Genomic DNA, 18009 nt, shown 5'->3' on the forward strand with positions numbered 1-18009 from the left:
TGCGAGGTCGGTGCGAGGCCGGTGCGAGTGGAGTAGGCGCGCGGACCTCGACCACCGCGGCGAACGACCGGCGCATCGCGCACCTTGACGTCCGCGATGCGCCACTCGCGGCCAGAGCGGGACGGCCGGAACGGGCCGACCGGAACGGGCCGACCGGAACGCGGCGGCAAGACACCTCTGGTGTCCGGCCGCCCCGCCGGCGCCCATCCGGGGCCGAGCCCGCCAACGGCCGCCATGAGAGGCCGTGCCTCGCGCCGGCCTCGTGGCTCAGGCCTCGCGCGAGCCCGCGTACATCTCGTCGATGAGCCCCCGGTACTCCCGCTCGACGACCGGCCGCTTCAGCTTGAGGCTGGGAGTCAGCTCGCCGTGCTCGACGTCCAGGTCGCGCGGCAGGAGGCGGAACTTCTTGATGGTCTGCCAGCGCTGGAGGCCCTCGTTGAGGCGCTTGACGTACCCGTCGATCAGCTCGACGGTCTGCGGGGCGGCGACGACCTCCGCGTACGACTTGCCCTCCAGGCCGTTCTCGGCGGCCCACCCGAGGAGGGTGGGGCCGTCGAGCGCGATGAGCGCGGTGCAGAAGTTCCGGTCCGCGCCGTGCACCAGGATGTTGGAGACGAACGGGCAGACCGCCTTGAACTGACCCTCGACCTCCGCCGGGGCCACGTACTTGCCGCCGGACGTCTTGATCAGGTCCTTCTTACGGTCGGTGATGCGGAGGTAGCCGTCGACCGACAGCTCGCCGATGTCCCCGGTGTGGATCCAGCCGTCCGACTCCAGGACCTCCTCGGTCTTGTCGGGCAGGTTGTGGTAGCCCTGCATGACGCCGGGGCCGCGCAGCAGGATCTCGCCATCGTCGGCGATGCGCACCTCGGTGCCGGGGAGCGGCTTGCCGACGGTGCCGGTGCGGTACGCCTCGCCCGGGTTGACGAAGGAGGCGGCGCTGGTCTCGGTGAGGCCGTAGCCCTCCAGGATGTGGACTCCGGCGCCCGCGAAGAAGTAGCCGATGTCCGGGGCGAGGGCGGCGGAGCCGGAGATGCAGGCGCGCAGCCGGCCACCGAAGGCCTCACGGATCTTGGAGAAGACGAGGGCGTCGGCGACCTTGTGCTTGGCGCCGAGCGCGAAGGGGACGGAGGCCTTGCCGGTGCGGCGGAAGTTGTCCTGGGAGACCTTGGCGTACTCGCGGGCGACTCCGGCGGCCCACTGGAAGATCTTGTACTTGGCTCCGCCGCCCGCGCGGGCCTTGGAGGCGACCCCGTTGTAGACCTTCTCGAAGATCCGGGGCACCGCGGCCATGTAGGTCGGCTGGACGACCGGCAGGTTCTCGATGATCTTGTCGATGCGGCCGTCGATCGCGGTGACGTGGCCGACCTCGATCTGCCCGGAGGTGAGGACCTTGCCGAAGACGTGGGCGAGCGGCAGCCAGAGGTACTGCACGTCCTCGGCCGTGATCAGCCCGGTCGCCACGGTGGCCTTGGCCATGTACGACCAGTTGTCGTGCGGGAGCCGTACGCCTTTGGGGCGGCCGGTGGTGCCCGAGGTGTAGATGAGGGTGGCCAGCTGGTCGGGGGTGATCGCGGCGACCCGCTCGGTGACCGCGTCCGGGGTCTTGGCGAGGAGCTCGGCGCCCCGGGCCTCCAGCTCGTCGAGGGTGAGGATCCAGCCCTCGGGGTCGTCATCGGCGGGCTCGGCGCCGGCCGGGTCGATGACCACGACATGGGCGAGGTCCGGCAGGTCCGCGCGGGTCTCCCGCGCCTTGGCCAGCTGCTCGGCGTTCTCCGCGACGAGAATGCGGCTCTCGGAGTCGGCCAGGATGAAGGCGGACTCCTCGGCGTTCGTGGACGGGTAGACGGTGGTCGTCGCGGCGCCCGCGCACATCACCCCGAGGTCGATGAGGATCCATTCCACCCGGGTGGCCGAGGAGAGGGCGACCCGCTCCTCCGGCCGTACTCCGAGGGCGATCAGTCCGGCGGCGATCGCGTAGACCCGCTCCGAGGCCTGGCCCCAGCTCAGCGACCTCCAGTCGTCGGGACCCGAGCCCGAGGCCGACGGCACCGGATAGCGGTACGCCTCCCCGTCCGGGGTCGCCGCCACGCGGTCGATGAAGAGGGCCGCCACGGAGGGCGGCCGGTTATCGATCAAGGTCTGTGTGTCGCTCACGACGTCCTCCGGGCCTGCGGCATTGCTACGACCGGCTTCTTTGATACGGCGACTGGCTGCTGTGGTCCTACTGCCTACCGCCTACTGCCTACTGCTCCCGTGCTTCTGCGCAACCTGCTTGGTCGGGCTTGTTTAACTGACCAGTAACCATCGAGTCGTGATCAGAGTAGAGCGCGCGTGTCCGCCACGTAAGAGGCAACGGACCGCAGCTTTCATAACGAAAGGGCCCCCACGCCGGTACCGCGGCATGGGGGCCCCTGGAGAGCGGACTACTTCTTGCCCTTGCTCTCCCCCGCGGACTCGTCGGTCGACAGGACGGAGATGAAGGCGTCCTGCGGAACCTCCACGTTGCCGACCATCTTCATCCGCTTCTTGCCCTCCTTCTGCTTCTCCAGCAGCTTCCGCTTACGGGAGATGTCACCGCCGTAGCACTTGGCGAGGACGTCCTTGCGGATGGCGCGCACGGTCTCCCGGGCGATGACCCGGGCGCCGATGGCCGCCTGGATCGGCACCTCGAAGTTCTGCCGGGGGATGAGCTTCTGCAGCTTGGCGACGAGCCGTACGCCGTACGCGTACGCCTTGTCCTTGTGGGTGACCGCGGAGAACGCGTCCACCTTGTCGCCGTGCAGCAGGATGTCGACCTTGACGAGCTGGGCCGACTGCTCGCCGGTGGGCTCGTAGTCGAGGGAGGCGTAACCCCGGGTCTTGGACTTCAGCTGGTCGAAGAAGTCGAAGACGATCTCCGCGAGCGGCAGGGTGTAGCGGATCTCGACCCGGTCCTCGGAGAGGTAGTCCATGCCGAGCAGGGTGCCACGCCGGTTCTGGCACAGCTCCATGATCGCGCCGATGAACTCGCTCGGGGCCAGCACCGTGGCGCGGACGACCGGCTCGTGCACCTTGTCGATCTTGCCCTCGGGGAACTCGCTCGGGTTGGTGACGACGTGCTCGGTGCCGTCCTCCATCTCGACGCGGTAGACCACGTTGGGGGCGGTGGCGATCAGGTCCAGGCCGAACTCGCGCTCCAGCCGCTCCCGGACCACGTCCAGGTGGAGCAGGCCGAGGAAGCCGACGCGGAAGCCGAAGCCGAGCGCGGCGGAGGTCTCCGGCTCGTAGATCAGGGCGGCGTCGTTGAGCTGGAGCTTGTCCAGCGCCTCGCGCAGATCCGGGTAGTCCGATCCGTCGAGCGGATACAGCCCGGAGAACACCATCGGCTTGGGCTCCTTGTAGCCGCCCAGCGCCTCGGTCGCCCCGTTGTGCAACGAGGTGATCGTGTCACCCACCTTGGACTGCCGGACGTCCTTCACCCCGGTGATGATGTAGCCGACCTCGCCCACGCCGATGCCGTCGGCCGGGGTCATCTCGGGGGACGACACCCCGATCTCCAGCAGCTCGTGGGTGGCGCCGGTCGACATCATGCGGATGCGTTCGCGCTTGTTGAGCTGCCCGTCGATGACACGGACATAGGTGACGACACCGCGGTACGCGTCGTAGACCGAGTCGAAGATCATCGCGCGGGCGGGGGCGTCCGCGACGCCGACCGGGGCCGGCACGTCCCGCACGACCCGGTCGAGCAGCGCGTCCACGCCGACGCCTGTCTTCGCGGAGACCTTGAGCACGTCCTCGGGCTGGCAGCCGATGAGGTTGGCCAGCTCCTCGGAGAACTTCTCCGGCTGCGCGGCGGGCAGGTCGATCTTGTTGAGCACCGGGACGATGGTGAGGTCGTTCTCCATCGCGAGATAGAGGTTGGCCAGCGTCTGGGCCTCGATGCCCTGCGCGGCGTCGACCAGCAGGACCGTGCCCTCGCAGGCCGCGAGCGAACGGGAGACCTCGTAGGTGAAGTCCACGTGGCCCGGGGTGTCGATCATGTTGAGGACATGGGTGGTACCCGTGTCCTCACCCGTGTTGGGGGCCCAGGGCAGCCGGACCGCCTGGGACTTGATGGTGATGCCGCGCTCGCGCTCGATGTCCATCCGGTCGAGGTACTGAGCACGCATCTGCCGCTGGTCGACCACTCCGGTCAGCTGAAGCATCCGGTCGGCGAGGGTCGACTTGCCGTGGTCGATGTGCGCGATGATGCAGAAATTGCGGATCAGCGCCGGGTCGGTACGGCTCGGCTCGGGCACGTTGGAAGGAGTCGCGGGCACGCAGGGTCCTGATTCTTGAGACGCCGAACGCCGTGTCTCGGGTCGATGTCGGGTCGGTCGGATCGATACGTAGGCTCCATCGTCCCACGGCTGCGGGACAGCGACCGGTTTGGGCCGGTCGGAGGGTGGCTGCTACCGTGGACAGCTGTGCCTCGTGGCTCTCACGAGCGGCGCGGCTCACCTGGAAGATCCAACGAACCTGAAAAGGCTCTATTCGTGGCGAACATCAAGTCCCAGATCAAGCGGAACAAGACCAACGAGAAGGCGCGCCTGCGCAACAAGGCCGTCAAGTCGTCGCTCAAGACCGCGATCCGCAAGGCCCGCGAGGCCGCCGTTGCCGGTGACGTCGAGAAGGCCACCACGGCCGTCCGCGACGCTTCCCGTCAGCTCGACAAGGCTGTCTCGAAGGGTGTCATCCACAAGAACGCCGCCGCCAACAAGAAGTCGGCGCTGGCGTCCAAGGTTGCCGCCCTGCAGGCCTGAGCTTCTTCCCGAAGCTCACTGATGTGACCGCCGGAACGGACCAGACGGGCCCTCTCTCCCGCCCCTGACCGGCACCCCGCGCCGCACACCGAACCTGCGTTCGCCACGCGGGTGCGGCGCACCCGGAGTGTGACCCGGAAGCCCCGGCCCCCGATCTCCCCAGATCGAGGACCGGGGCTTCCGTGCGTGAGGCGACACCCAGCGCCGGGTCCGGGGCACATCCGAAGCCCGTTCCGGGGCACATCCGACGCCCGGTCAAGGGGTACATCCGCGCCCGGTACATCCGCGCCCGGTCGGGGGCACATCCGGCGCGTCCCCGGCGCCGGCCCAGCTTCTCCGGCGCTTGAGGACGGAACCGGGGCGCACAGGGTCCCGCGCACCGCGGCCGACCCCTGGCCGACCGCCCACCCCGCCCCGAGAGGCCTACCGTCCCGCCCGCGCGGCCCGCGCGACCACGACGACGGCCTTCTCCAGGGCGTACTCGGGATCGTCCCCCCCGCCCTTCACCCCCGCGTCCGCCGCCGCCACCGCCCGCAGGGCCACCGCGACCCCGTCCGGCGTCCATCCGCGCATCTGTTGCCGCACCCGGTCGATCTTCCACGGCGGCATACCCAGCTCCCGGGCCAGATCGGCGGGCCGGCCGCCCCGGGCCGAGGACAGCTTCCCGATCGCCCGTACTCCCTGCGCCAACGCACTGGTGATCAGGACGGGCGGGACGCCGGTCGACAGCGACCACCTGAGTGCCTCCAGCGCCTCCGCCGCGCGCCCCTCGACCGCCCGGTCGGCGACGGTGAACGACGAGGCTTCCGCCCGCCCGGTGTAATAGCGCCCGACGACCGCCTCGTCGATCGTGCCCTCGACGTCCGCGATCAGCTGGGACACCGCACTCGCCAGCTCCCGCAGATCGCTGCCGATGGAGTCGACCAGCGCCTGGCAGGCCTCCGGCGTCGCGGACCGCCCGTGCGCCCGGAACTCCGACCGTACGAAGGAGAGCCGCTCGGCGGGCTTGGTGGTCTTCGGGCAGGCGACCTCCCGCGCCCCGGCCTTGCGCGCCGCGTCCAGCAGCCCCTTGCCCTTGGCGCCGCCCGCGTGCAGCAGGACGAGCGTGATCTCGTCGACCGGCGCGCCGAGATACGCCTTGACGTCCTTGATCGTGTCGGCCGAGAGGTCCTGCGCGTTGCGCACGATCACGACCTTGCGCTCGGCGAAGAGCGAGGGGCTGGTGAGCTCGGCGAGCGTGCCGGGCTGCAACTGGTCGGACGCCAGATCCCGTACGTCCGTGTCGGCGTCGGCAGCGCGGGCGGCCGCCACCACCTGCTGCACCGCACGGTCCAGGAGGAGGTCCTCCTGGCCCACGGCGAGGGTGAGGGGCGCGAGCGGATCGTCGGTGGAATTCTTCCTGGTGGCCATCGCGATCCAGCATCCCACGCCCCGCTGACAGCCCGGACGGCCCCGGGCCGTCCCGGGCGCGGGGCCGGGGCGCGGGGCCAGGGCGCGGGGCACGAACGCTCGTACCGGAGAATGGCCGGGTGAGCGATGTGAGACATGTACTGGTCCTGCCCGACCGCGACGCCGCGGAGGAGGTGGCCGGGGAGCTGGCGGACCGCTTCGGGGTCGCCGAGGAGCCCCAGCTCGTACGGGACGCGCTGGCCGGCGAGGACGACGCCGAGGACGCCCAGTGGCTGGTGGTCGTGGAGGACGCGGCCGGACGCCTGGACCCGGCCGCGCTCGACGCGTTCGCGGAGGAGTACGAGGGCTGGCTGGAGAAGCCGTGACGCCCGGCAGGATCGGCCCTCGGGAACGGTCCGGCGCGCTCAGCCCTTGGGCACGATCTGGATGTCCAGGTCGATCACGATGCTCGGCCCCACCACGGCGATCCCGCGTGCCAGCATGGTCTGCCAGGTGAGGGTGAAGTCCTCACGGTGCAGTTCGGTGGTGGCCCGGCAGGCGGCGCGCGTCTCGCCCTCCAGGCCGTTGCCGATCCCGAGGTACTGCGTGTCCAGCGTCACGGTACGGCTGACGCCGTGCAGGGTCAGCGCCCCGGTGACACCCCACCGGCTGCCGCCCCGGTGGACGAAGCGCTCGCTGTAGAACTCCAGCGTCGGGTAGCGGCCGACGTCGAGGAAGTCGCCGGAGCGCAGGTGGTCGTCGCGCATCTGCACGTTGGTGTCGATCGAGGCCGCGTCGATGATCACGTGCATGGCGGAGTCCTCCATGCGGTCGGCGATCCGGACCGCCCCGGCGAAGGTGTTGAACCTGCCGTGGATGCGCGCCAGCCCGATGTGCCGGGCGGTGAAACCGATCTGCGAGTGGTTCGGCTCGATGTCCCAGTCGCCGGGGTCGGGCAGCTGCGGCGGCTGCGCCACCTGGAGGGTCACATCGCCCAGCGTGGCGTGCGCGCCCTCGGCCACCGTCACGGCTCCGTGGAACGGGGTGAAGCCCTCGGCCGTGATCGCCAGCCGGTAGTCGCCCGCCGGGACCGTGGCGAGAACACTGCCGAAGGGGTCCGTCTCCCCGCCGATCACCTTGCGGCCCGCGCTGTCGGTCACGACGAACTCGGCCTGCTGAACCGGTTCGTTGACCGGGTCCAGCACCCGGCAGTTGAGCACGCCCGCGGTGCGGGGCACGTGGAATCCGGCGAGGGACCCACCGCGCCGACCCGCCTGGCCTCTGTTTCCCAGCCAACGGCCGAACATCTCTACGTACCCCCAGGGGCGCTGCACGCTTCGGGCCCCTGACATGTGGACGTCTTTGTCGGATCAGCGGCCCGCCGACGAGTACGCATTCGATCACTATTGCGGCGTTCGAGGCAAACGGAGGACCTCGGAGGGTCTTGCCCGAAGCTGCCACAAGGTGTAATGGGGTGTACGGACCTATGGCGAAGTGAGCTGAACTGCGTCGAACCGCGCACGGGTGTTACCGAAGGCGCGGACGGCACGTTCCGCCGGTGCGGATCAGCCGCCCGCCGCGTTCGCCCTCGGCGTCCGTCCGCGACGTTCGTCCGTAGCGTGTGGCGTGTCACCGGTCGGCGTCGGGTCCCGGTGCCGCGACGGCCTCCCGGAGCTGGGGAACCCGGGAGAACCGCACCCCGAAGTGGTCCCGGTAGGCGGCGAGCACCTCCTCGTCCGTGGCCAGTTCCGAACGGTGCCGATCCCCGCCGACCGTGGTGACCAGGGTCCGCCCGCTCAGCGTCACCCTCCCGGTCTCCGTGTACCGGGAGCACACCAGGGACCGGGTGAAGTGCGAGTCCGGCGAGGTGCGGTGGTACCAGGCCCCTCCCCGGAACTCCGGCAGCGTCCGCGGCCTCAGATCGAGCCGGAACTGCCGTGAGCCTCCGCGCAGCAGGTCCAGGTCCCCTTGCGGCGCCTGACGGAGCCGGAACACGCCCCGGGGGTCCTCCTGCTCCACCCGGACGTCGAGCGCCAGCGGCCACAGCGCGTTGTCGCCGAACCCGACATCCGCCAGCCAGGGCCCCGTACCGTCCTCGGTCTCCACCCGCAGCGCCATGTGGTCGTACGGAATACCCAGGCGGCCGCCGTCGCCGAAGACCCGGGCCTGGAGCAGAGCCACCCGGAAGCCGAGGGCACGCAGCAACGCCCCGAACGCACCGTTCAGTTCGTAGCAGAAGCCCCCGCGTCCGCCGGTCACCTTGGCCATGAGCGCCCGTTCCTCCAGCACGACGTCCTCGCCCAGATGGACCGAGAGGTTCTCGAAGGGCACGGCGAGCAGATGCCGGTGCTGCAGGTGGCGCAGCGCTTCGATGTCGGCCCGCGCCGGACGGTCCGCGCCGATCCGGGTGAGATACGCGTCGACGACGGCGCGGGTGATGCCGTCGTCGCCGTGGTCGGTTCCCGGGACGGAGGCGCCGGACGTCGTGGGTGTCTGCGAGATCATGGGCCCAGTCTGTGCCCTCTCCCGCCGCACGGACCACCGGTCCCACGACGGGTCCTAGGACTCCTGACCGAGGCCCGTTGCCCGAGGTGCGCACGGTGATCGCGGTCTAGCCTGACGGGCATGAGCGAACCCGATCCCGCGCGCAGCCGGGAGCAGCGCAAGCAGGACACCCTGGACCGTCTGCGACAGGACGAGGACGCATGGGTGGCGACGGCCTCCGCGGACGGCGTTCCCACTCTGGTCCCGCTGTCGTTCCTCTGGGACGACGACACCGGCACTCTGGTCATGGCCACCCGGCGGACCAATCCCACCGCCGTCAACGTGACCCCCGACGGTCCGATCCGCATCACCCTCGGCCCCACGCGCGACGTGGTGCTGATCGAGGGCGGGGCGAGGATCCTGGAGGGGGCCGACCTTCCCCCCGCGGCAAGGGAAGCCTTCGCCGCGAAGCTCCGATGGGACCCACGCACCCCCGTCTGGGTGTTTCTCCACATCACCCCCCACACCGTGCGCGCCTGGCGCGAGGTGAACGAGCTGGCCGACCGCGACCTGATGCTCGCCGGAGCGTGGCTGGTCTGACCCGTGCGACGTCATGACCGGCCCACCGCTCGCAGCGCCTTCCCGGCGCCCGTCACCGCGATCGAGCCGTCGGTATCGGTGCGCAGGACCCGGGCCCCGGCGGCCCTGAGGGCGCCCACCGTGCGGGCCGAGGGGTGTCCGTACGGATTGTCCGCGCCGCAGGAGATGAGTGCCAGCCTCGGCCGTACGCCGTGGAGCAGCCCGGTGTCCTGGAACGCCGAGCCGTGGTGGGCCACCTTGAGGACGTCCACGGGACCCGAAGCCTCCCGGCCACGCAGCAACTCCCGCTGGGCCGGGGGTTCGAGGTCCCCGAGGAGCAGCAGCGTCAGCCCGCCGGCCGCCCGTACGCGCAGCGTGACGCTGGAGTCGTTCGGCTCGCGCGCCGGCGCCCCCGCTCCCCCGGTCCCTTCGCGCGGCCAGAGGACCCGCCAGTCGACCGGGCCCGCCCGGCGGCGCTCGCCCGCCACGGCCCGCATCGTCGGGACCCGCGCCGCAGCCGCTGTCCGCCGTACGAACGCGGCCTGCTCCGGCGGCTCTTCGAGGCTCGTCGTCTGGATCGCGCCCACCGCCCTGCCCCGGAGCACACCTGGCAGCCCGCGCACATGGTCGGCGTGGAAGTGGGTGAGGACCACGAGGGGGACACGGGTCACCGCGAGGTCGCGCAGGCAACGGTCGACCGCACGGGGGTCGGGTCCGGCGTCGACGACCACCCCCGTGCCCTCCCCCGCCCTGAACACCATCGCGTCGCCCTGCCCCACGTCGCAGAGGGCGAACGCCCAGTCGGGCGGCGGCCATCCGGTCATGATCCGGGTCAGCGGAGCCGGCCTCAGCACCGCCAGCACGAGGAGCAGCCCGGTAGCCGCGCAGATCCACGGGCGCCGGGCCAGCCTCGGCGCCAGGAACACGGCCAGCCCCGTGAGTCCGGCGAGCAGCGCCGCGCCGGACCACCCTCCGGGCCACTGGGCCTCCGCTCCGGGAAGCCCCGCCCCCGTGCGGGCGACCGCGGCGATCCACCCGACCGGCCAGCCGGCGATCCCGGCCAGCAGTTCGGCCACCGGCGGGGAGACCGGGGCGACGGCCAGGGCCGCGAACCCGAGCACCGTCGCCGGCGCCACCGCGAACTCCGCCAGCAGGTTGCACGGAACCGCCACGAGGCTGACCCGTGAGGCCAGGACCACTACCACGGGTGCGCACACGGCCTGCGCGGCCGCAGCCGCGGCCAGCACCTCGGCGAGCCTCCCCGGCACCCGTCGTGCCCGCAGGGCGGCGCTCCACCGTGGCGCGAGGGTCAGCAGCGCACCGGTGGCCAGCACCGACAGCAGGAAGCCGTAACTCCGGGCGAGCCAGGGATCGTAGAGCAGCAGGAGGACGACAGCCCCCGCCAGGGCGGGAATCAGGGACCTCCGTCGGCCCGTTCCGATCGCGAGGAGCGTGATGAGACCGCAGGCTGCCGCGCGGAGCACGCTCGGTTCCGGACGGCACACGACGATGAAGGCGAGGGTCAGGCCGCCACCGATCAACGCGGTGCCCCGCAGGGAGAGCCCCAACAGGGGTGCCAGCCCGCGCCGTTCCGCGCTCGACGCCAAGCCCGGTGGCCCGACGAGGAGGAAGAGCAGGATCGAGAGGTTGGCCCCGGAAACGCTCAAGAGATGCGTCAGATCGGTCGCCTTGAAGGCGTCGTGGAGTTCGGGCGGGACCCTGGAGGTGTCACCGACCACCAACCCCGGCAGCAGCGCACGGGCGTCCGCGTCCAAGTCGTCCGTCGCCTCCCGCAACCCGGCGCGCAGCTCCCCGGCCATGCGCTGGATCCGCGTCGGCGGACCGGTGATCCGAGGTGCCCCCTCGTCGTCCACCCGGAGGACCGCCGCCAGGCGTTCGCCCTCATGGGCGGGGGGCGAGAGCCTGCCGCCGAGCCGGAGCCGGGTGGACGGCAGCAGCTTCTGCCAGTCCGCCCGGTGGTCGCCCGCCGCGACCATGAGCAGCACCGGTGTCCGGACCCGGGTGCCCGAGCCGTCCGGCGTCCGCGCCTCCATGACCTCGGCGTCGATCAGGACAAGGGCCGGGGCGCTGTGGTTGCCACGGACCGCCGGGCGGGTCGTCCGGGGATCCGAGGTCACCCGTACGTCGGCGTCGATCCGCGCGTACTCCTCCGCCAGCCTGGGGACGGGACCCCGCCGCACATCGGCCCCGTGGAGTCCGGCCACGGCCGCGCCCACCGCCGCGCACAGCAGGACGGCTCCCCCGGCGGCGACGGCCCGGGACCGTCCGGCGGGCCGCCGCTCCCGCGAGGTGCGCGAGGCCACCACCAGCAGAACGACCGCCGGAACCAGGCAGGCGGCGACTGCGGCGGCCACCCACCGCCCCGGCAGCCCCAGGGTCGAGGCCGCAGCCGCCCAGACCGCCAGGGCGGGCGGAACGAGCCGCAGGTCGGCGGGCCCGTCCCCTCGCGCCCCGGCCCCACCCGGCGCACCCGAATCACTCGGCGTTCCCGGAACACCCGGCGCACCCGAATCGCTCGGCGCACCCGCCGAACTGCCCGCGGCATCGCCCGCTTCCCGGACGTGGGGCGGGGCCTCCCGGCTGCTCATGGCCGTACGAGCGGCTGGAGTTCGGCGAAGCGGCGGTCGCCGATCCCGTTGACCTGCCTGAGCTCGTCGACGGAACGGAATCCGTTGTTCTCCGTGCGGTAGTCGATCATGTGCTGGGCCAGCACGGGTCCGACCCCTGGCAGCGTTTCCAACTGCTCCGCGGTCGCCGTGGTCAGGCTCAGCGGTGCCGAGGGTCCGGGCCCGCCCGGCGCGCCGCCCGCCCCCTCGGCCCCGGCGCGCCCGCCACCGCCCAACCCGGGGACCGGCGGGCCGGGCGGCAGGCCCACGACGACCTGCTCACCGTCCAGCAGAACCCGCGCCCGATTGAGCCCCGTCACATCCGTGCCCGCGCGCACACCCCCCGCAGCGGCGAGCGCGTCCGCCACCCGTGAGCCCGCAGGAAGCCGACGGACCCCCGGCCGACGCACCTTGCCGCTCACGTCGACGACGATCTGCCCGCTCCCACCCGCCTCCACGTCCGGTGGCGCCCCTGCGGCCGGGCGTGCGGCCTGTCCGGGGCCCCCGGACCGTAACGGGTCCGGGGGCAACGCGGGCGCCGCCGCTTCGTCCGCGACCCGCTCCGGCGGGCGCACGGCCTGGGGGCGTACGGACCAGAAGTGGAACGCCGCGACACCCACGGCGGCGAGCAGCACCAGCCCGAGCACCACCGGCGTGCGCGGCCCCATCCCACACCTGAGCCGCACCCACAACGGCAGCCGCTCCCGAACGGCCGACACAAGACGGCCCGCCCTGGCCGCACCCCCGGGCCCCGCCTCAGGGGCTTCCGACACGGGCACGGGCACGGGCGCGGGCTCCGCCTCACGCACCGATACGGGTACGGGCTCCGCCTCACGCACCGAAGCGGGCGCTGTACCGCGCCCTGGCGCGGGGACGCCTGCCATCAGCGCGTCCGCCCGACGACGCGCGGCCGCCGCGGCACGGGCGGAACGTCCCCGCGCGGACAGCCGCCCACCATGGCGTGCACCGGAACGCGCGCCGGGGCCCACGCCCGCCCGGCCGCTCGGGCGCGTGCCGGAACCGCGCCGCACCCGTGCGGGCGTCCTCGCCGACAACGGGTCGGGCGGCGGAGGCGAAGGCGGAGGTGGGAACGTGGACGATGCATCGGATGACAGGGCAGAGGCGGAAAGAGCATCGGGAGCCGACGCCCGAGAAGATCGAAGGGCCATGCCTCATGACGTTAGGCACATCCGTCCGAACCCGCTGAGCAGCACCGATTCCTGTGGAAAGACCGGCGGTTGTGGATAATTCGGCCACTCCACGGAGTGAAACCCCGCTCACCGCCAGGAGATCACCGACAGGAGATCACCGCAGGGAGATCACCGCAGGGAGACCACCGCAGGGAGACCACCGCGCCGAGCAGCCCCGGCCCCGTGTGCGCCCCGATCACCGCGCCGACCTCGCTGACGTGGAGGTCGACCAGACCGGGGACACGCTCGCGCAGCCGCTCGGCCAGGCGCTCCGCGCGCTCCGGGGCGGCGAGGTGGTGGACGGCGATGTCCACCGGGGCCGCCCCCGCCCGCTCGGCGACGATCTCCTCCAGGCGGGCAATGGCCTTGGACGCCGTCCGCACCTTCTCCAGCATCTCGATGCGTCCCGCGTCGAGCTCCAGGATCGGTTTCACCGCCAGCGCGGATCCCAGCAGGGCCTGCGCGGTACCGATGCGTCCACCCCGGCGCAGATAGTCGAGCGTGTCGACATAGAAGTACGCCGAGGTGCCTGCGGCCCGCTTCTCCGCGGCCGATACCGCCTCGTCCAGGCCGCCGCCCGCCTCGGCGGTCTCCGCAGCCGCCAGAGCGCAGAATCCGAGGGCCATGGCGACCATGCCGGTGTCCACCACACGTACCGGAACGGGGGCGTCCGCCGCCGCGAGCAGCGCGGCGTCATACGTGCCCGAGAACTCCGACGACAGGTGCAGCGACACCACCGCGTCCGCGCCGCCCTCGGCCGCCGTCCGGTAGGCCGCGGCGAAGACCTCGGGGCTGGGGCGGGACGTGGTCACGGAGTGGCGTTTCTGCAGAGCCAGGGCGAGGGAGCGGGCCGAGATCTCCGTGCCCTCCTCCAGCGCCCGGTCGCCCAGGACGACGGTCAGCGGCACTGCGGTGATGCCGTGCCGTTCCATCGTCGGGCGCGGCAGATAGGCCGTGGAATCGGTGACGATAGCGACATGGCGGGACATGAGCCGGAGGTTACCTGGCGTGGTGGGAGTGCGGCAGCCCGGCCCCGGCCCTCTGATCATTCATGGCCGCTTCGGAGCGTATCCGGCCGGGTCGTGGATACGCCGGAGCAGTCGCGCGTGCGTCAGTTCGTCGTTTCCGGCCGGGTGGACTTCTGCCAGGGGTAGGTCGTGCGCAGCCGCGGGTCCGGAGCGGTGATCGCCTGCGGGCTCTCCTCCCGGGCCGGTCCTGACCACGCCTGGTCGGCCGTGCTGCTGTTCCCGGCCGAGGGGTCCGCCGAGGCGGCCGGCTCGGGCCAGTCCGTCCCGGGGCCCTGGGCCGTGGTCGAGGCGGGCGCCCCGCCGGGTGTCTGCGGCGGCTCCTCGACGGTCCAGTGCCGCAGTGCGCCGGCCTCGATGTCGATCTGCGCGTTCAGCGCGTCCAGGTCGTCGTCGGCGAACTGCCGCGCCCGGTCCCGCGCCGCCCAGCGCAGCGACTCCGCCGAGTGTGTGATCCGCTGCGTGCGTTCCCTCAGCTTGGGCAGCAGGCCCGCGACCGTCGCCCGGTCCGGCTCGCGCTCCAGCCGCTTCAGCTCGTCGTCCAGTTCGAGTCCATGCTCGCTCAGTCTCCGGAACAGTGCCACCGACTCCGCCAGGGAAGCGTCCTCGGCTGCACCGGCGTGCAGAGCGTCCTGCGTGGCGCGCATCGAGGTGCGCAGGGCGAGCCGAAGCTGCGCCAGCTCGCCGGCGACGCCCGTCTGCCCGAAGCTCTTGGCCCGGAGCGTGGTGTCCTCCACGGTGCGCCGGGCCTGCGTGATCGTGCGGTCCACGCCGCGCTTGGCCGCGCCGACGGCCTTCACGGTCGCGTAGACGCCCAGCGCGACGAACGCGACCAAGAGCAACGCCAGGATCGTGATCGCGGCTTCCATGAATGCCCCTCGATATCTCGATGCGGCCGCCGATACCGGTCGCCCCCTCCACCGTAAACGGAACGGGCAGGCCGAGGGTTCCTTCGGAACCCCCAACCTGCCCGTAGGGGATGGCCCTCACCACGCACAGGGACCGTCACACGGCTGCCACCGCCCGGCCGTCGTCACGCGGGGACGATGTTCACCAGCTTCGGCGCGCGCACGATCACCTTGCGGATCCCGGCCCCGCCCAGCGCCGCGACGACCGCCTCGTCGGCCAGGGCCAGCGCCTCCAGCTCCTCGTCCGAGATGGCGGGCGAGATCTCCAGGCGGGCCCGGACCTTGCCCTTGATCTGGACGACGCAGGTGACGGTCTCGTCCACGACGTACGCCGGGTCCGCCACCGGGAAGTCCTGGTGCACGACCGACCCGGTGTGGCCCAGCCGCCGCCACAGCTCCTCCGCGATGTGCGGGGCCAGGGGGGCGATCAGCAGGACCAGCCGTTCGGCGACGGAGCGCGACAGCGGGCCGCCGGCCTTCGTCAGGTGGTTGTTCAGCTCGGTGACCTTGGCGATGGCGGTGTTGAACCGCATCCCCGCCATGTCCTGGCCGACCCCGTCGATGGCCTTGTGCAGGGCGCGCAGTGTCTCCTCGCCGGGCTCCGTGTCGACGACGGTGATCTCACCGGTCTCCTCGTCGACCACATTGCGCCACAGACGCTGCAGCAGCCGGTACTGACCGACCACGGCCCGGGTGTCCCAGGGGCGCGACACGTCCAGGGGGCCCATCGCCATCTCGTACAGGCGCAGGGTGTCCGCACCGTACTCGGCGCAGATCTCGTCCGGCGTGACCGCGTTCTTCAGGGACTTGCCCATCTTGCCCAGGACGCGGCTGACCTTCTCGCCCTCGTAGAAGAACACGCCGTCGCGCTCCTCCACTTCGGCGGCGGGAACGGCGATGCCCCGGCTGTCGCGGTAGACGAAGGCCTGGATCATGCCCTGGTTGTACAGCTTGTGGAACGGCTCGGCGGAGGAGATGTGGCCCAGGTCGTGCAGCACCTTGGACCAGAAACGCGCGTACAGCAGGTGCAGCACGGCGTGCTCGGCACCGCCGACGTACAGGTCGACACCGCCGGTGGGCTGCCCCTCGCGCGGGCCCATCCAGTACTGCTCGATGGCCGGGTCGACCAGCTGCCGGTCGTTGTTCGGATCCAGGTAGCGCAGCTCGTACCAGCAGGAACCGGCCCAGTTGGGCATGGTGTTGGTCTCGCGGCGGTACTTCCGCGGACCGGCACCGTCGCCCAGGTCCAGCGTGACGTTGACCCAGTCGGCGTTGCGCGACAGCGGGGTCTCGGGCTGGGCGGTCGCGTCCTCCGGGTCGAAGGTGCGCGGCGAGTAGTCCTCGACCTCGGGCAGCTCCAGCGGCAGCATCGACTCGGGCAGCGGGTGGGCGATGCCGTCCTCGTCGTACACGATCGGGAACGGCTCGCCCCAGTAGCGCTGCCGGCTGAACAGCCAGTCGCGCAGCCGGAAGTTGACGGTGCCCTCGCCGACGCCGTGCTCCTTCAGCCAGTCGGTGATCCTCGCCTTGGCCTCGACGACGCCCAGGCCGTCCAGCGAGATCTCCTCGTTCGCGGAGTTGACCAGCTTCGCGTCGTACGAGCCGAAGGCGTCGTCCCACGTGGAGGGGTCGGTTCCGCGGTCGTCGGAGGGCTGGACGACGCAGCGCATCGGCAGCTCGAAGGCGCGCGCGAAGGCGAAGTCGCGCGCGTCGTGCGCCGGTACGGCCATGATCGCGCCGGTGCCGTAGCCCATCAGGACGTAGTCGGCGATGAAGACGGGGACCTTCTCGCCGCTGACCGGGTTGGTCGCGTACGCACCGGTGAAGACGCCGGTCTTGTCCTTGGCCTCGGCCTGCCGCTCGACGTCGGACTTGGCGGCGGCCTGCTTGCGGTACGCGGTGACGGCCTCGGCCGGGCTCGCGTGGCCGCCGGTCCACACCGGGTGGGTGCCCTCGGGCCAGGCGGCCGGGATGATCCGCTCGACCATGTCGTGCTCGGGCGCCAGCACCATGTACGTCGCGCCGAACAGGGTGTCCTGGCGGGTGGTGAAGACGGTGATGCCGCCGGCGCTGTCCACCGGGAACTCGACCCGGGCGCCCTCGGAGCGGCCGATCCAGTTGCGCTGCTGCAGCTTGATGGCCTCGGGCCAGTCCAGCCCGTCCAGGTCGTTCAGCAGCCGGTCGGCGTAGGAGGTGATGCGCATGTTCCACTGACGCAGCTTGGCCTTGAAGACGGGGAAGTTCCCGCGCTCGGAGCGGCCGTCGGCGGTGACCTCCTCGTTGGCCAGGACGGTGCCCAGCCCGGGCGACCAGTTCACCGGGGCCTCGGAGGCGTACGCCAGGCGGTACTCGCTCAGCAGGTCGGCGCGCTCGGTGGCGCTCAGCGCGCTCCACTCACGGCCGTCGGGGGTCGCGCGCTCACCGCTCTCGAACTGCTCGACCAGCTCGGCGATCGGGCGTGCCCGGTCGGCGTCGGTGTCGTACCAGGAGTTGAAGATCTGCAGGAAGATCCACTGCGTCCACTTGTAGTACGCGGACTCGATCGTCGCGAAGGAGCGGCGGTTGTCGTGCCCCAGACCCAGTCGGCGCAGCTGGGCCTTCATGTTCTCCATGTTGGCCTCGGTGGAGACCCGGGGGTGGGTCCCCGTCTGGACGGCGTACTGCTCGGCGGGCAGGCCGAACGCGTCGAAGCCCAGGGTGTGCAGCACGTTGTGGCCGGTCATCCGCTGGTGGCGGGCGTAGACATCGGTGGCGATGTAGCCCAGCGGGTGTCCGACGTGCAGCCCCGCACCCGACGGGTACGGGAACATGTCCATGATGAACTTCTTCGGCTTGGCGGCCAGCTCCGGGTCGCCCGCCAGGTCACCGGTGGGGTTCGGCGCCTCGTACGTCCCCTCGGCGTCCCAGAAGTCCTGCCAGCGTGCCTCGATGTCGGCGGCCATCGCCGCCGTGTAGCGGTGCGGCGCGGCCGTCTCGGCTGCGGAATTCGTCTCGCTCATGATCCTCAAAGCTCCATCGATCGT

13 protein-coding genes are annotated in these 18009 nt (G+C 71.7%); 3 read left to right on the forward strand and 10 right to left on the reverse strand.

What is annotated here, in order from left to right; translation table 11 throughout:
* Nucleotides 1-267: 267 nt before the first annotated feature.
* On the reverse strand, nt 268-2157 hold the full coding sequence (locus tag ACH4RG_RS15015) for an AMP-dependent synthetase/ligase (RefSeq protein ID WP_397916793.1): 1890 nt from the start codon (nt 2155-2157) through the stop codon (nt 268-270).
* A 269-nt stretch (nt 2158-2426) separates the two neighbouring features.
* Nucleotides 2427-4301, reverse strand: coding sequence for a translation elongation factor 4 (gene lepA, locus ACH4RG_RS15020; protein WP_097866787.1), 1875 nt, complete (start codon nt 4299-4301; stop codon nt 2427-2429).
* Between the two features lie 216 nt (nt 4302-4517).
* On the opposite strand from lepA, the gene rpsT reads away from it, so the two are divergent.
* Nucleotides 4518-4784 (forward strand): 30S ribosomal protein S20, encoded by a 267-nt coding sequence (gene rpsT / locus ACH4RG_RS15025; protein WP_018961227.1) that lies wholly within the window; start codon nt 4518-4520, stop codon nt 4782-4784.
* A 423-nt stretch (nt 4785-5207) separates the two neighbouring features.
* Here the strand turns inward: rpsT and holA are convergent, their stop codons facing one another.
* The gene (gene holA, locus ACH4RG_RS15030; protein ID WP_397916794.1) at nt 5208-6194 is read right to left on the reverse strand and encodes a DNA polymerase III subunit delta; all 987 of its coding nucleotides are present in this window, start codon (nt 6192-6194) and stop codon (nt 5208-5210) included.
* A 119-nt stretch (nt 6195-6313) separates the two neighbouring features.
* Here holA and ACH4RG_RS15035 point away from each other — a divergent pair, with 119 nt between their 5' ends.
* Nucleotides 6314-6559: a hypothetical protein gene (locus tag ACH4RG_RS15035; RefSeq protein WP_032791316.1), complete on the forward strand. Its 246-nt coding sequence runs from the start codon at nt 6314-6316 to the stop codon at nt 6557-6559.
* Nucleotides 6560-6598: 39 nt separating this feature from the next.
* On the opposite strand, the gene ACH4RG_RS15040 is transcribed toward ACH4RG_RS15035, so the two are convergent.
* Both ACH4RG_RS15040 and ACH4RG_RS15045 read right to left on the reverse strand, forming a co-directional pair.
* Nucleotides 6599-7480 (reverse strand): YceI family protein, encoded by an 882-nt coding sequence (locus ACH4RG_RS15040; RefSeq protein WP_398161045.1) that lies wholly within the window; start codon nt 7478-7480, stop codon nt 6599-6601.
* A gap of 322 nt (nt 7481-7802) precedes the next feature.
* On the reverse strand, nt 7803-8678 hold the full coding sequence (locus ACH4RG_RS15045; RefSeq protein ID WP_398539641.1) for an arylamine N-acetyltransferase: 876 nt from the start codon (nt 8676-8678) through the stop codon (nt 7803-7805).
* 120 nt (nt 8679-8798) lie between these two features.
* Here ACH4RG_RS15045 and ACH4RG_RS15050 point away from each other — a divergent pair, with 120 nt between their 5' ends.
* Nucleotides 8799-9257 (forward strand): pyridoxamine 5'-phosphate oxidase family protein, encoded by a 459-nt coding sequence (locus ACH4RG_RS15050; RefSeq protein WP_397916796.1) that lies wholly within the window; start codon nt 8799-8801, stop codon nt 9255-9257.
* An 11-nt stretch (nt 9258-9268) separates the two neighbouring features.
* Here ACH4RG_RS15050 and ACH4RG_RS15055 read toward each other — a convergent pair whose 3' ends face one another.
* From ACH4RG_RS15055 to leuS, 5 genes are all read right to left on the reverse strand, one after another.
* Complete coding sequence (locus ACH4RG_RS15055; RefSeq protein ID WP_398539642.1) at nt 9269-11845, reverse strand: ComEC/Rec2 family competence protein; 2577 nt, start codon at nt 11843-11845, stop codon at nt 9269-9271.
* Nucleotides 11842-12531: a helix-hairpin-helix domain-containing protein gene (locus ACH4RG_RS15060; protein ID WP_397916798.1), complete on the reverse strand. Its 690-nt coding sequence runs from the start codon at nt 12529-12531 to the stop codon at nt 11842-11844. The genes ACH4RG_RS15055 and ACH4RG_RS15060 overlap by 4 nt, the downstream gene beginning before the upstream one ends.
* A 623-nt stretch (nt 12532-13154) precedes the next feature.
* Complete coding sequence (locus ACH4RG_RS15065; RefSeq protein ID WP_398539643.1) at nt 13155-14042, reverse strand: DegV family protein; 888 nt, start codon at nt 14040-14042, stop codon at nt 13155-13157.
* Nucleotides 14043-14164: 122 nt separating this feature from the next.
* Nucleotides 14165-14947 (reverse strand): hypothetical protein, encoded by a 783-nt coding sequence (locus tag ACH4RG_RS15070; RefSeq protein ID WP_397928135.1) that lies wholly within the window; start codon nt 14945-14947, stop codon nt 14165-14167.
* A 164-nt stretch (nt 14948-15111) separates the two neighbouring features.
* Nucleotides 15112-17985: a leucine--tRNA ligase gene (gene leuS / locus ACH4RG_RS15075; RefSeq protein ID WP_397916801.1), complete on the reverse strand. Its 2874-nt coding sequence runs from the start codon at nt 17983-17985 to the stop codon at nt 15112-15114.
* Nucleotides 17986-18009 lie beyond the last annotated feature (24 nt).

Source organism: Streptomyces sp. NPDC021019 (assembly GCF_044333295.1).
Lineage (GTDB): Bacteria > Actinomycetota > Actinomycetes > Streptomycetales > Streptomycetaceae > Streptomyces.